8 protein-coding genes, 4 rRNA genes and 1 other annotated feature (1 of these 13 only partly in view) are annotated in these 15,324 nt (G+C 41.0%); of the genes, 4 read left to right on the forward strand and 8 right to left on the reverse strand.

The genetic code is table 11. The features are described from left to right. Positions 1-277: 277 nt before the first annotated feature. Complete coding sequence (locus BK579_RS22310; protein ID WP_078549360.1) at positions 278-535, forward strand: DUF1292 domain-containing protein; 258 nt, start codon at positions 278-280, stop codon at positions 533-535. Between the two features lie 54 nt (positions 536-589). Here the strand turns inward: BK579_RS22310 and katX are convergent, their stop codons facing one another. Continuing rightward, entirely contained in the window at positions 590-2,170 is a 1,581-nt protein-coding gene (katX, locus tag BK579_RS22315) for a catalase KatX (RefSeq protein ID WP_235848514.1), read from the reverse strand. A gap of 290 nt (positions 2,171-2,460) precedes the next feature. On the opposite strand from katX, the gene BK579_RS22320 reads away from it, so the two are divergent. Further along, positions 2,461-3,165 (forward strand): HAD family hydrolase, encoded by a 705-nt coding sequence (locus BK579_RS22320; protein ID WP_169891230.1) that lies wholly within the window; start codon positions 2,461-2,463, stop codon positions 3,163-3,165. Positions 3,166-3,379: 214 nt separating this feature from the next. On the opposite strand, the gene BK579_RS22325 is transcribed toward BK579_RS22320, so the two are convergent. From BK579_RS22325 to BK579_RS22335, 3 genes are all read right to left on the reverse strand, one after another. After that, positions 3,380-4,318: a sugar-binding transcriptional regulator gene (locus tag BK579_RS22325; protein ID WP_078549364.1), complete on the reverse strand. Its 939-nt coding sequence runs from the start codon at positions 4,316-4,318 to the stop codon at positions 3,380-3,382. Positions 4,319-4,459: 141 nt separating this feature from the next. Continuing rightward, positions 4,460-6,478: a transketolase gene (gene tkt, locus BK579_RS22330; protein WP_139365144.1), complete on the reverse strand. Its 2,019-nt coding sequence runs from the start codon at positions 6,476-6,478 to the stop codon at positions 4,460-4,462. Next, the gene (locus BK579_RS22335) at positions 6,468-7,364 is read right to left on the reverse strand and encodes a 6-phosphofructokinase (protein ID WP_078549368.1); all 897 of its coding nucleotides are present in this window, start codon (positions 7,362-7,364) and stop codon (positions 6,468-6,470) included. The genes tkt and BK579_RS22335 overlap by 11 nt, the downstream gene beginning before the upstream one ends. Positions 7,365-7,707: 343 nt before the next feature. Between BK579_RS22335 and BK579_RS22340 the strand changes: the two genes are divergently transcribed. Both BK579_RS22340 and BK579_RS27140 read left to right on the forward strand, forming a co-directional pair. Further along, positions 7,708-8,346, forward strand: coding sequence for a YesL family protein (locus tag BK579_RS22340; protein ID WP_235848515.1), 639 nt, complete (start codon positions 7,708-7,710; stop codon positions 8,344-8,346). A 232-nt stretch (positions 8,347-8,578) separates the two neighbouring features. Beyond that, positions 8,579-8,890: a hypothetical protein gene (locus tag BK579_RS27140; protein ID WP_407936258.1), complete on the forward strand. Its 312-nt coding sequence runs from the start codon at positions 8,579-8,581 to the stop codon at positions 8,888-8,890. 587 nt (positions 8,891-9,477) lie between these two features. On the opposite strand, the gene rrf (BK579_RS22350) is transcribed toward BK579_RS27140, so the two are convergent. The 4 genes from rrf (BK579_RS22350) to rrf (BK579_RS22365) all read right to left on the reverse strand — a co-directional run bounded on the left by rrf (BK579_RS22350) (position 9,478) and on the right by rrf (BK579_RS22365) (position 14,805). Next, positions 9,478-9,593, reverse strand: a 5S ribosomal RNA gene (gene rrf / locus BK579_RS22350). Positions 9,594-9,647: 54 nt separating this feature from the next. Continuing rightward, positions 9,648-12,601, reverse strand: a 23S ribosomal RNA gene (locus BK579_RS22355). Between the two features lie 179 nt (positions 12,602-12,780). Next, positions 12,781-14,349, reverse strand: a 16S ribosomal RNA gene (locus BK579_RS22360). Between the two features lie 340 nt (positions 14,350-14,689). Continuing rightward, positions 14,690-14,805 (reverse strand): 5S ribosomal RNA (gene rrf / locus BK579_RS22365). The 16S, 23S and 5S rRNA genes sit together here, the layout of an rRNA operon. Before the next feature lie 102 nt (positions 14,806-14,907). After that, positions 14,908-15,324: a sequence feature (mutual gap in cmsearch alignment for this rRNA model is longer than 100), on the reverse strand; it runs 2,002 nt beyond the window's last position.

Consider the following 15,324-nt stretch of genomic DNA (forward strand, 5'->3'; position numbering starts at 1 on the left):
TAGTCTATATAGATAGGATCACAAGGTATCTTGGTTAACGCCTAGGTACCTTTACTTTTGGCTGATTTGGATTAATTCTAAGCAATGCCATGATCTCTCTACGTATTCTTCTTACTGACAATTCCCCTAAATTTCTTATCCCAATAAAATTCTCAGTCCTATCTTTCTTTACTGCCTAAAAAAATATTTCTCCAACCTTACTGGTTATTTTTACAAAGAGAAGATATGGTTTCAGATGGGAAAATTAAAAAGGAGCAAGTAGTTGGAGGTGAGCTACATGGAAAGAGAAGAAGAAGTAAGAGACACTGTAACCATTGAAGATGAAAATGGTGTTGAAAGAGAATACATGATTGAAGCATTATTCGATATGGAAAATGATGCATATGCATTGTTAAGAGATGGCGAAGAAACAATCCTCATGCGAATTGAAGATGAAGAGGATGAACAATACCTAGTTGGAATTGACGATCCTGAGGAGAAAAACTCCATCTTGGATGCCTACCAGATTGCCGTTGAGGCTGCACCCGCTGAATAAGAAAAACCCCTTTTACCTATTTTGGGTTAGAGGGGTTAATACCTACCTACAAACTTAATATGGATCTGAAGGATGTCCCATTTCTTCTGCTTGTTGTACAGCCTCTTCAGTTCCTGTTGAACCGATTGGTCCACGATGTGTTTCCATCGGATCATGTTCTGAAGCTAAACCTTCTTTCACTCTGCGGCCATACTCTTCATCACATTTTGTAAAATACTCAACCATTTGGTCTTGAATTTCCTTGCGACATGGCTTTAGTGTATTAACAAGATTTAAGATGAGCTCATCCCGTTCCCAATCAGAAAAACGTCGGTATGTTTCACCAGCTTGACCAAAATTATTTTCGCGGTCAATTTTTTCTCTTTTTACTTCACCTTCAACATACGGTGTATGATCTTTACCTGATTGTTTTGCTTCCTTTAGTCCTCCAATGATTGAAGGTTCATAGTTAACATGAGGATTTTGTTTCTCCCCTTTATCTACTCCATACTCCATTTGTCCACCACGTTGATTTGTTGCCACATGTTTTTTCGGAGAATTAATTGGTAGCTTCAGATAGTTAGTCCCTACACGGTATCTTTGAGTATCTGAATATGAAAATGTTCTCCCCTGTAACAACTTGTCATCAGAAAAATCAAGTCCATCAACGAGAACCCCGGTACCAAACGCAGCTTGCTCTACCTCATTAAAATAATCTTTAGGATTTTTGTTAAGTACGAGCTTCCCTACTGGTACCCATGGGAAATCTTCTTTATACCATAACTTAGTTGGATCAAGCGGATCAAAATCCAACTCTGGATGATCATCATCACTCATTATTTGAACAAATAGCTCCCATTCTGGGTAATTCCCTTGTTCAATTGCCTCATAAAGATCTTGAGTTGCATGATTAAAATTCTTACCCTGAATCTGATCAGCCTCGCCTTGAGTTAAGTTTTTAATTCCTTGCTTTGGCTCAAAGTGATACTTTACCAGTACCGCTTTCCCCTCTTCATTTACCCAACGGTAGGCATGTACACCAGATCCTTGCATTTGACGATAATTTGCCGGAATCCCCCACGGAGAGAAAAGGAATGTAATCATTTGCATTGCCTCTGGAGTTTGAGAAATAAAATCAAAGATTCTTTCCCCATCCTGCAGATTAGTCACAGGGTCTGGCTTAAATGCATGTACTAAATCAGGAAATTTTAGTGGATCCCGGATAAAAAATACCTTTAGATTATTACCTACTAAATCCCAATTCCCATCCTCAGTGTAAAACTTTACAGCGAACCCACGAGGATCTCTTAAGGTTTCCGGAGAATGTCCACCATGAACAACTGTTGAAAAACGAATAAACACAGGTGTTTGCTTACCTGTTTCTGTAAACACCTTTGCTCTCGTATATTTCGAAATTGGATCATCACCATATGTACCATATGACTCAAAGTAACCATGTGCACCTGCACCACGGGCATGAACAACACGTTCTGGTATTCTTTCACGATCAAAATGACTTATTTTCTCAAGAAAATCATAATTTTCAAGAGTTGTCGGTCCGCGATTTCCTACAGTTCTTACATTTTGATTATCTGTAACGGGGTGACCTTGCCGATTCGTAAGTATCTCTTCACCATTAGATTGCTTTTCTTCCATTTTCATCCTCCTCATGCACATCATGGAAATATTATTACCAACCTATTGTTTAATTAATCACCTTTTTATTTTTTAAAATTCAGGGATAATTCTTATATGTGTATAACCTGTGGGTAAGTATTCTTAACATTGGTAGAACTCCGATTAAGAAAGCCTTTACATGTGAATAAACCTGTGGATAAGTTTCTTGATTTTGTTGATAATTTGTTATTAACTAAATAATCTACCATTTCTATATAAACACTTAAATGAAATTTGATATAATAAAGATATATATTAAGGAGGAGTTTATGACTATTAAAGCTGTGTTTTTCGATTTAGATGATACCCTTCATGACCATCAAAAGCCTTTCTCTGATACCATGGAACGTTGTTTCCCCGATTTTTCCAAAGACCAATCAGTTACAGAATTATATAAAAAGCTTCGTCATTATAGTGACATATACTGGGTTAACTACACTAATAATAAGATGAGTTTGGAAGAATTAAGAATTAAAAGAATAATTTCGGCATTAAAGGACTTTTCATACAATATATCAAGATCTCAAGCAGCGAAATTCCAAGGGGAATATGATGTAGCACTTCAACAAATATCATTATTTAAAGATGTTCCGCAAATTCTGAATTCACTTAAGAGCAATGGATTTCAAATAGGACTGATCACAAACGGACCTGTTCAACATCAAAAGAATAAAATAAAAGCACTTGGATTAGTTCAATATTTTTCAACCGAATGCATCTTTATCTCAGATGAAGTTGGAATTGCGAAACCTGATCCTAGATTATTTGAGTTGGCTGCTCAAAAATTGAGCTTATCCGCGAATGAAGTGCTTTATGTCGGTGATACTTGGATTAACGACATTATCGGTCCAAGTAAGGCAGGGTGGAATACGGTATGGTTTAATCATCGTATGCGCGAGCCTGAGACAGATCATAAGCCAATGAAGGAAATAAAGTCATTAAGTTCCCTTCTTACTCTCCTTGAGATTACATAGTTGCGTAGCCTGAACTCTTTTTAAGATCACAAAACATTTTCATTCTTCATGGTGCGAAACTAATTATCTTAATGCCTATAACACAAAAAAACTGGTCACTTAGATGTGACCAGTTTTTTTTTATCACTTTCACTTTTCACAAACACCAGTACAAGACTTAAGTGTTCTAACAATTTCATATCGCTATCCTTTTCAGACTTCTTATGAATAAACACTATAATTCTAGTAACATTTTTGCAGTTAACTCATCTGTGATTAGTATATTTGCATAGTTCCCACTCAAGGCACCATGGATCGCATCTACTTTTTTAGGGCCACCAGCAACAAGGATTGATTTCTCCTTTTTTGCCAGTTCTTCTAGTGCAATTCCAATGGTTCTTTCATTTAAGCCCTCTATACAAATATGTCCATCTTTATCAAAAAATCTAGAGCAAATCTCTCCAACTGCTTTTGAGTGAATTAATTCTCGATCATTATTTGAAAAATACTCTGCTTGAAGTAATACTGACTCCACTCCAGGTATCCCCACACTAAATACAGCTATGTTGGCTTCTCTACCTTTTTCTAAAATCTTATTAATATGACGGTCAGCTTCAATTGCTTGTTTTACGACAATATGATCAACGATCGCAGGTAATGGCAATAAGAATGTAGGTGTATTGAAGGCCTCTCCAAATAAATGAATGATCTCAGAAGCATAGGTTTTCGTTTCAGAATGACTAACCCCACCATTTAATTGGACTATTTGCGCTCCATTAATATATTTCGGCTTTAGATGCTTGGCGACTTCATACATGGTTGTCCCCCATGAAGTCGCAACAATATCGCCTTCATTTATAACATGATATAGGTATGTCGAAGCTGCCTCACCAAGATATTTTTTTACGATTTCGTTATCAAATTCTGGTACAGATGTGACAAAGGCATCCTTTAATTGATACTTTGTTTTAAGCTGCTCCGATAATAACTCTCCATTCTCTACAGGGTTATTTATCTTAATTTCAACAACTCCTAGTTCTTTAGCTTGTTTAAGCAATCGTGAAACAGTTGGCCTTGACACATCTAGTTTTTTTGCAATATCCTGCTGGCTGTAATCTAACTGATAATATAATCTTGCAGCTTCTACCATTTTATTTAACTTTTCGTTTTCCATGTAACAACACCCATTTATTCTATTGGCTATTATTCAAAAAAGAAGTTAGCTCAAACATCGTTTGAACTAATTAGATCACAGTAGTGGTAAAACACTATTGCTATCTGATAGTAAATCATTGCTGAGCTAACTCCATTATTTTTATTGATTAATTAAGTTTTTTACACGTGAAACTACATTTTCTACAGTAAAGCCATATTCAGCCATGATCTTTTCACCTGGAGCAGAAGCACCAAATTGGTTAATAGCAAGAACATCACCTTTATCACCAGTGTAACGCTCCCAGCCTAATGAAGAAGCCATTTCGATTCCTAAACGCTTTTTAACTGACTTTGGAATCACTGATTCTTTGTATTCTTTTGATTGTTTTTCAAAGCGATCCCAAGAAGGCATACTTACAACAGAAACTTGGATATTTTCCGATGCTAATGCTTTTTGTGCTTCAACTGCTAAGCTAACTTCAGATCCTGTCGCTAAAATTAATGCATCTGGTTGCTCAGAAGATGCTGGAGAAACAACATATGCTCCCTTTTTAACACCTTCATATGCATTTTTATCAGTACCAGGAAGCGTTGGTAAGTTTTGACGAGTTAACACTAGCACTGTTGGAGTATCGGTTGATTCAATAGCTGTTCTCCATGCAGCAGCAGTTTCGTTTCCATCAGCTGGACGAACAACTGATAATCCAGGCATCGTACGTAATGATGGTAATTGCTCAATTGGTTCATGTGTTGGTCCATCTTCACCAACCGCAATACTATCATGTGTAAATACATAAGTAACTGGTAACTTCATTAACGCTGCAAGACGAATTGCTGGGCGAAGGTAGTCGGAGAATACAAAGAACGTTCCACCAAATACTTTCACACCACCATGTAATGCCATCCCGTTTAATGCAGCACCCATCGCGAATTCACGTACACCAAACCAGATGTTTCTTCCACTATAATCAGCAGGAGTAAAGTCGTTTCCACCTTTGATCATAGTTTTGTTTGATCCAGCAAGGTCAGCAGATCCTCCAAAGAATTGCGGAACACTTCCTGCTACTGCATTTAAAGCTTCACCTGAAGATGCACGAGTTGCAAGACTCTTACCTTCTTCATAAACTGGTAGGCTTCCTTCCCAACCTTCTGGTAAGTTTCCAGCAATCGCAGCTTCTAGTTGCTTTCCTAGTTCTGGGTATTGCTCTTTATATGAAGAAAACAATGTATTCCATTCTGCATCCTTTTGCTCACCTGGAGTTTTAATCACTTCATTAAAATGTGAGTACACTTCATTTGGTACGTGGAACGCTTCTTCAAATTCCCATTTGTATGCTGCTTTAGTCAACTTTGTTTCTTCAATACCAAGTGGAGCACCATGTACATCAGAAGTTCCAGCAAAATTTGGAGAACCAAATCCGATTGTTGTTTTAACTTCTATTAGAGTTGGTCTTGTTAGGTCTGTTTTTGCTTCTTCAATTGCTTTTGCAATTTCATTTACATCATTTCCGTCTTCTACCCGGATATATTGCCATTTGTATGATTTAAAACGTTGTTCAACAGACTCTGAGAAAGAACGGTCTAAATCTCCATCTAATGAGATGTCATTTGAATCATACAATACAACTAATTTCCCTAATTGTAAGTGACCAGCAAGTGATGCTGCCTCAGCAGAAACACCTTCCATTAAATCTCCATCACCACAAATACTGTAAGTAAAATGGTCAACTACATCGAAATTTTCTTTATTATATACAGATGCTAAATGTCTTTCTGCCATTGCCATACCGACAGCCATTGCCACACCTTGTCCTAATGGACCTGTTGTTGCATCAACACCTGGTGTATGACCATATTCTGGATGTCCTGGTGTTTTACTACCCCATTGACGGAATTCCTTAATATCTTCAATAGAAAGATCATATCCAGACAAATGTAATAAGCTATATAACAACATTGACCCATGACCTGCCGATAGAACAAAACGATCGCGGTTGAACCAATCTGGATTACTTGGGTTATGATTCATAAATTTTGACCATAGTGTATATGCCATTGGCGCTGCACCCATCGGCATCCCCGGATGACCAGAGTTTGATTTTTCAATCGCATCGATTGATAGAGTTCGAATTGAATGGATTGCTAATTGTTCTAAATTTACTGCTTCACTAATTGACATTAACATTACCCCCGATTAGGTTATTTTTTTTAAAGAATAACTTGTTACCTTGAAAGTTTAATTGTCCAGGCTCAATCCCATTTCTAATTAATTCAAGTAACGTTTGACTTACCTTTCGCATGGAAACTTGGTCTCTTGCGGTAGGATAAGGTCCTACACATTGAGATTCGCTAATGCTCATTACCTTCCAGTCAATCAATAAATCTTTCGAAATACTCTTCTCTAAGCTTTGATGATCAATTGAATAATCCATAATGATAAACATGTACGTTTCATTACGGCTATTTTTTTCTAGAATAGCTTCTTTTATGTTGGATATTGCTTGTTCATCGACCTTTTTTACAAAAGGAGAATTCACAGCAAGTGCTGTATCCTCTATAAGTGGTGTGAACTCGTTACCAGGTACTTGTATTGGAAAGACACGTAGTCTTCCGTACAAAAGAGAACTGGCTGTGTCTCTTATTTTCTCTATCGAATTGTAAATTGTATTTAATGCAGAATCATAACCCAATGAATATGAAGAATCTTCAATATCATTAAAGATAGAAACTGGGATGAATAGAATGTTATGATATGGTAGATCGATTTGATGGTTCTTTCCGCCAAAGACAATAACTGTATCGAACTCTGATAAGGGTTGTAATTTGTTACTATTTTGAATGGTCCATTTATGTTCGGGGAAGCTATTTAAAATTGCTTCACTTGTATATTGAGCTTTGTCTAATGCTACCTTATGTAGTTCCCTAACTTCGATCCCATCAGATTGTCGATTCCATTCAATTCCATATAAACTAACAATATCATCGTTTTTCTCATTAATTAGTGTACGAATAATTTCTGTGATACCAGTTGTAAAGGAACCGAAATGAACTACACCAATTTTCATAAGCTACCTCCTAACTTTTGAAATTTTGTAAAATCAGTTATGAACAAATGTTATATTTTAAGTATACTACATTCCTTTTTTAAAATAAATAATACTTTTATATATATTTATTAAAATAAATGAAAAAACGTTCACAACTAATTAACATTTTTGCATGTCGGATTTCTTTCAATAAGGAAAGGGACTTTTTTATCCACCTTTTCCTATGATATTATTTGTTTTGCATAAGAAATTCATTCTACAGGAAAATTTAAATTTAGATAGTACTATTAATTTTATGAATTAGTTTAACAATCTACTTTTTATTAGTATAATTTATCTATCAACATTTTGGAGGACTTATATGGAAAACAGCGGCTTAATGGGTGGTTTTTATAGACTATCAGTATGGATATCAAAATTTGCTTATGTAAATTTACTTTGGGTTACATTTACATTAGTAGGGCTAGTTATTTTAGGGTTTTATCCAGCGACAGCTGCTATGTTTGCTGTTCTAAGAAAATGGATAATGGGGGATACAGATGTTCCTGTTTTCAAAACCTTTTGGCAATCCTACAAGCAAGAATTTGTCAAAAGTAACTTATTAGGACTTATATTAACTGTCATTGGTGTTATCCTTATTTTTGATTTAAAATTTTTTCAAGCATCTGAAAATTTAATTCTTAGTTCACTATTTATTCCATTATTACTTGTTACATTTTTATTTTTATTGGTACTTCTTTATATTTTCCCTGTATTCGTTCATTTTGATATTAAATTATTACAGGTACTAAAGAATTCCTTTTTAATAATGGTTATGAACCCTCTAATTACGATTTTCATGCTTGTTAGCTTAGGTGCATTGTATTATATACTTATCTATGTACCAGGTTTAATTATGTTCTTTAGTGGTAGTGTTGCCGGTTATATCATTATGTTTTTTGCATATCGTGGGATTCTTAAAGCTCAAGAGAGACAAGAAAAGGCTAATAATAAAAAGTAATCAAGGAAGTGCTTAATACATTTAAAGTATAAGCACTTTTTTGTTTTAATAATTACCTAAATATATTGGATAAAAGATCTCATTCAACCTTTGCTATAATGAAAAAGTACGATATGATTTAATAGAATTACTTTAAAGGAATGTCTTATGATTTGATAGCATATCCTTTTTAAAATTCATTACAATATATTTTGTGTATTATAAACCAAAATGCCTAAAGGAGAATAGAATTATGGGAAAATCAAAAGCAAAAAAACTACGCCAAAAACACCTAAGGGAAGGAAATAGAAATCCTGAGCTTAGCCGGAGTCCCTTTGCATATGCAGATATGCGAACTAGAACCACAAAAAATAAAAAAGATCAACTTTATAAAACCAAACACAAGAATCGTTTTTCTTCTTCTACAGATGAGGGCAACGGTTCTTTTTATTTTTATTTAATTTTTAAATACTTCGAGTATAAAGGAACAAATTTTCGACATACTTTTAGTAGGACTTGTAGCTCAAAGAACAGAGCGGCCAATCGTAACATCGTTATCGATTGAGCATCTTATGGGTTAAAATCCCATCAAGTCCTAATGAATATTTTAATGGTGCTCTAGTTTTTATAAATTAATGGATTTGTAGAAACTACCTTTTAAAATCTAAAAACTGTCAGAATCCAACTCATTCAAATGCTAGTCTTTTGTACCTTCCGCTTATTTGCAAACTTTCTCATCTAAACCTGACTCTTATAGATGTACTAGGAATTCCTTTTAAAACTTAACCCATTCCTCTAGAAAGAAACCAAAAAAGACCCCATTCAACCTTCAGTGCCTAGCGACGTCCTACTCTCACAAGGGGAATCCCCCAACTACCATCGGCGAACCAGGCTTAACTTCCGTATTCGATAGGCCGCCTTCCAATGCCCTTCGGATCTCTGCGTCAGACTACACTCACTCAAATGCTAAGGCTTATCATACCCTCCGCTTTTCACTCGCTTGCTTCTTTGATCTCCTCGTTCCTCGAAACCCGACCATATTATTACTTGTAGTATGTATTCCTTTTCTATTCGTACTCATTATTCTAGTATAAACCTTACGGTTTTAAATAAGAAAAAAAGACCCATTCAATGAATGAATCTTTCCTAAATGCCTAGCGACGTCCTACTCTCACAGGGGGAATCCCCCAACTACCATCGGCGCTGAAGAGCTTAACTTCCGTGTTCGGTATGGGAACGGGTGTGACCTCTTCGCCATCATCACTAGACTTATGAAGGTTCGCACCTTCAAAACTAGATAACGTTCATACATTCATTAATTTTTGGTTAAGTCCTCGATCGATTAGTATCAGTCAGCTACACACGTCACCGCGCTTCCACCTCTGACCTATCAACCTCGTCATCTTCGAGGGATCTTACTAGCTTGCGCTATGGGAAATCTCATCTTGAGGGGGGCTTCATGCTTAGATGCTTTCAGCACTTATCCCGTCCACACATAGCTACCCAGCGATGCCCTTGGCAGAACAACTGGTACACCAGCGGTGTGTCCATCCCGGTCCTCTCGTACTAAGGACAGCTCCTCTCAAATTTCCTACGCCCACGACGGATAGGGACCGAACTGTCTCACGACGTTCTGAACCCAGCTCGCGTACCGCTTTAATGGGCGAACAGCCCAACCCTTGGGACCGACTACAGCCCCAGGATGCGATGAGCCGACATCGAGGTGCCAAACCTCCCCGTCGATGTGGACTCTTGGGGGAGATAAGCCTGTTATCCCCGGGGTAGCTTTTATCCGTTGAGCGATGGCCCTTCCATGCGGAACCACCGGATCACTAAGCCCGACTTTCGTCCCTGCTCGACTTGTAGGTCTCGCAGTCAAGCTCCCTTGTGCCTTTACACTCTACGAATGATTTCCAACCATTCTGAGGGAACCTTTGGGCGCCTCCGTTACATTTTAGGAGGCGACCGCCCCAGTCAAACTGCCCACCTGACACTGTCTCCCATGCCGATTTAGGCATGTGGGTTAGAATTTCAATACAGCCAGGGTAGTATCCCACCGACGCCTCCACCGAAGCTGGCGCTCCGGCTTCTAAGGCTCCTACCTATCCTGTACAAGCTGTACCAAAATTCAATATCAGGCTACAGTAAAGCTCCACGGGGTCTTTCCGTCCTGTCGCGGGTAACCTGCATCTTCACAGGTACTATAATTTCACCGAGTCTCTCGTTGAGACAGTGCCCAGATCGTTACACCTTTCGTGCGGGTCGGAACTTACCCGACAAGGAATTTCGCTACCTTAGGACCGTTATAGTTACGGCCGCCGTTTACTGGGGCTTCGATTCAAAGCTTCTCTTGCGATAACCTCTCCTCTTAACCTTCCAGCACCGGGCAGGTGTCAGCCCCTATACTTCGCCTTGCGGCTTCGCAGAGACCTGTGTTTTTGCTAAACAGTCGCCTGGGCCTATTCACTGCGGCTTATCAGGGCTATTCACCCTAATAAGCACCCCTTCTCCCGAAGTTACGGGGTCATTTTGCCGAGTTCCTTAACGAGAGTTCTCTCGAACACCTTAGGATTCTCTCCTCGCCTACCTGTGTCGGTTTGCGGTACGGGCACCTCTCACCTCGCTAGAGGCTTTTCTTGGCAGTGTGAAATCAGGAACTTCGGTACTTTATTTCCCTCGCCATCACAGCTCAGCCTTAACGATTCGCGGATTTGCCTACGAATCAGCCTTACTGCTTGGACGCGCATATCCAACAGCGCGCTTACCCTATCCTTCTGCGTCCCCCCATTGCTCAAACGGTGAGGAGGTGGTACAGGAATTTCAACCTGTTGTCCATCGCCTACGCCTTTCGGCCTCGGCTTAGGTCCCGACTTACCCTGAGCGGACGAGCCTTCCTCAGGAAACCTTAGGCATACGGTGGAGGGGATTCTCACCCCTCTTTCGCTACTCATACCGGCATTCTCACTTCTAAGCGCTCCACCAGTCCTTCCGGTCTGACTTCACTGCACTTAGAACGCTCTCCTACCATTGTTCTAAAAGAACAATCCACAGCTTCGGTGATACGTTTAGCCCCGGTACATTTTCGGCGCAGAGTCACTCGACCAGTGAGCTATTACGCACTCTTTAAATGGTGGCTGCTTCTAAGCCAACATCCTGGTTGTCTGGGCAACTCCACATCCTTTTCCACTTAACGTATACTTTGGGACCTTAGCTGGTGGTCTGGGCTGTTTCCCTCTTGACTACGGATCTTATCACTCGCAGTCTGACTCCTGAATATAAGTCTTTGGCATTCGGAGTTTGACTGAATTCGGTAACCCGTTGGGGGCCCCTAGTCCAATCAGTGCTCTACCTCCAAGACTCTAAATTCAAGGCTAGCCCTAAAGCTATTTCGGAGAGAACCAGCTATCTCCAAGTTCGATTGGAATTTCTCCGCTACCCACACCTCATCCCCGCACTTTTCAACGTGCGTGGGTTCGGGCCTCCATTCAGTGTTACCTGAACTTCACCCTGGACATGGGTAGATCACCTGGTTTCGGGTCTACAACCACGTACTCATGCGCCCTATTTAAGACTCGCTTTCGCTGCGGCTCCGTCTTATCAACTTAACCTTGCACGTGATCGTAACTCGCCGGTTCATTCTACAAAAGGCACGCCATCACCCTGATATTTTCCGAAGGAAAAATCATAGGGCTCTGACTACTTGTAGGCACACGGTTTCAGGATCTCTTTCACTCCCCTTCCGGGGTGCTTTTCACCTTTCCCTCACGGTACTGGTTCACTATCGGTCACTAGGGAGTATTTAGCCTTGGGAGATGGTCCTCCCTGCTTCCGACGGGATTTCTCGTGTCCCGCCGTACTCAGGATCCACTCTAGAGAGAACGAAGTTTCGACTACAGGGCTGTTACCTTCTGTGGCTGACCTTTCCAGATCACTTCATCTACCTCGTTCTTTTGTAACTCCGTACAGAGTGTCCTACAACCCCAAGAGGCAAGCCTCTTGGTTTGGGCTATTTTCCGTTTCGCTCGCCGCTACTCAGGAAATCGCGTTTGCTTTCTCTTCCTCCGGGTACTTAGATGTTTCAGTTCCCCGGGTTTACCTTCAACTACCCTATGAATTCAGGTAGAGATACTACTCCATTACGAGCAGTGGGTTTCCCCATTCGGAAATCTTCGGATCAAAGCTTACTTACAGCTCCCCGAAGCATATCGGTGTTAGTCCCGTCCTTCATCGGCTCCTAGTGCCAAGGCATCCACCGTGCGCCCTTACTAACTTAACCTAAGTTAAAGTCGTAAAAACTTTACAGTTTATTACTTTGGTTTTAATTCTTAATGAATGTCTTGTTACGTTATCTAGTTTTCAAGGTACGAATTCTAATAGAAGGAAAGTTCCTTCAAAACTGACCACAATAAATCAAGCGTCTTTTTATGAATCTCATAAGAGATTCAGTTTCCTTAGAAAGGAGGTGATCCAGCCGCACCTTCCGATACGGCTACCTTGTTACGACTTCACCCCAATCATCTGTCCCACCTTAGGCGGCTGGCTCCTAGATGAAACAAGTTTCATCTTAGGTTACCCCACCGACTTCGGGTGTTACAAACTCTCGTGGTGTGACGGGCGGTGTGTACAAGGCCCGGGAACGTATTCACCGCGGCATGCTGATCCGCGATTACTAGCGATTCCAGCTTCATGCAGGCGAGTTGCAGCCTGCAATCCGAACTGAGAATGGTTTTATGGGATTCGCTTAACCTCGCGGTTTTGCTGCCCTTTGTACCATCCATTGTAGCACGTGTGTAGCCCAGGTCATAAGGGGCATGATGATTTGACGTCATCCCCACCTTCCTCCGGTTTGTCACCGGCAGTCACCTTAGAGTGCCCAACTGAATGCTGGCAACTAAGATCAAGGGTTGCGCTCGTTGCGGGACTTAACCCAACATCTCACGACACGAGCTGACGACAACCATGCACCACCTGTCACCTTTGTCCCCGAAGGGAAAACTCTATCTCTAGAGCGGTCATAGGGATGTCAAGACCTGGTAAGGTTCTTCGCGTTGCTTCGAATTAAACCACATGCTCCACCGCTTGTGCGGGCCCCCGTCAATTCCTTTGAGTTTCAGTCTTGCGACCGTACTCCCCAGGCGGAGTGCTTAATGCGTTTGCTGCAGCACTAAGGGGCGGAAACCCCCTAACACTTAGCACTCATCGTTTACGGCGTGGACTACCAGGGTATCTAATCCTGTTCGCTCCCCACGCTTTCGCTCCTCAGCGTCAGTTACAGACCAGAGAGTCGCCTTCGCCACTGGTGTTCCTCCACATCTCTACGCATTTCACCGCTACACGTGGAATTCCACTCTCCTCTTCTGCACTCAAGTCTCCCAGTTTCCAATGACCCTCCCCGGTTGAGCCGGGGGCTTTCACATCAGACTTAAAAGACCGCCTGCGAGCGCTTTACGCCCAATAATTCCGGATAACGCTTGCCACCTACGTATTACCGCGGCTGCTGGCACGTAGTTAGCCGTGGCTTTCTGGTTAAGTACCGTCAAGGTACGAGCAGTTACTCTCGTACTTGTTCTTCCTTAACAACAGAACTTTACGACCCGAAGGCCTTCATCGTTCACGCGGCGTTGCTCCGTCAGACTTTCGTCCATTGCGGAAGATTCCCTACTGCTGCCTCCCGTAGGAGTCTGGGCCGTGTCTCAGTCCCAGTGTGGCCGATCACCCTCTCAGGTCGGCTACGCATCGTTGCCTTGGTGAGCCGTTACCTCACCAACTAGCTAATGCGCCGCGGGCCCATCTGTAAGTGATAGCCGAAACCATCTTTTAATAGAGAACCATGAGGTTCTTTATATTATCCGGTATTAGCTCCGGTTTCCCGAAGTTATCCCAGTCTTACAGGCAGGTTGCCCACGTGTTACTCACCCGTCCGCCGCTAATTAAAGGAAGCAAGCTTCCTTTAATCCGCTCGACTTGCATGTATTAGGCACGCCGCCAGCGTTCATCCTGAGCCAGGATCAAACTCTCCAATAAGAGATATTTGATTGCTCAAATAAAAATTTAAAACTAGATTAAACGTTGACGCTTGTTTATTGTGTTCAGTTTTCAAAGAACTTTTTTAAAAACAACTTTATTAAGTTACCACTTTAAATTATTAATGTCAACATGTTTTTCACCAACAAAAACTTTTGTTAGATCAAACGAGTTAACTTAATCATTGTATCATGATACTTCTTCTTTGTCAACTTCTGTGAAGTTAACTTAGAAAATAAAAAGCAATCTTTAGGAGATTACTTGTTTCTTACGAGACAATAACCATCTTACCATATGCATTTCTCAATGTCAACTTCTGCGAAGTTGTAAAATATGGTAAGCCTAGCGACGTCCTACTCTCACAGGGGGAGTCCCCCAACTACCATCGGCGCTGAAGAGCTTAACTTCCGTGTTCGGTATGGGAACGGGTGTGACCTCTTCGCCATCATCACTAGACTTGTTTTGAAGAACATTTCCTATCTTACAATCTTTCATGAAGATATTCAATAGGGAATTCATTCCTTCAAAACTAGATAACGTTCATACATTCATTAATTTTTGGTTAAGTCCTCGATCGATTAGTATCAGTCAGCTACACACGTCACCGCGCTTCCACCTCTGACCTATCAACCTCGTCATCTTCGAGGGATCTTACTAGCTTGCGCTATGGGAAATCTCATCTTGAGGGGGGCTTCATGCTTAGATGCTTTCAGCACTTATCCCGTCCACACATAGCTACCCAGCGATGCCCTTGGCAGAACAACTGGTACACCAGCGGTGTGTCCATCCCGGTCCTCTCGTACTAAGGACAGCTCCTCTCAAATTTCCTACGCCCACGACGGATAGGGACCGAACTGTCTCACGACGTTCTGAACCCAGCTCGCGTACCGCTTTAATGGGCGAACAGCCCAACCCTTGGGACCGACTACAGCCCCAGGATGCGATGAGCCGACATCGAGGTGCCAAACCTCCCCG

This window comes from Litchfieldia alkalitelluris, assembly GCF_002019645.1.
In the GTDB taxonomy this organism is placed as follows: Bacteria; Bacillota; Bacilli; order Bacillales; family Bacillaceae_L; genus Litchfieldia; species Litchfieldia alkalitelluris.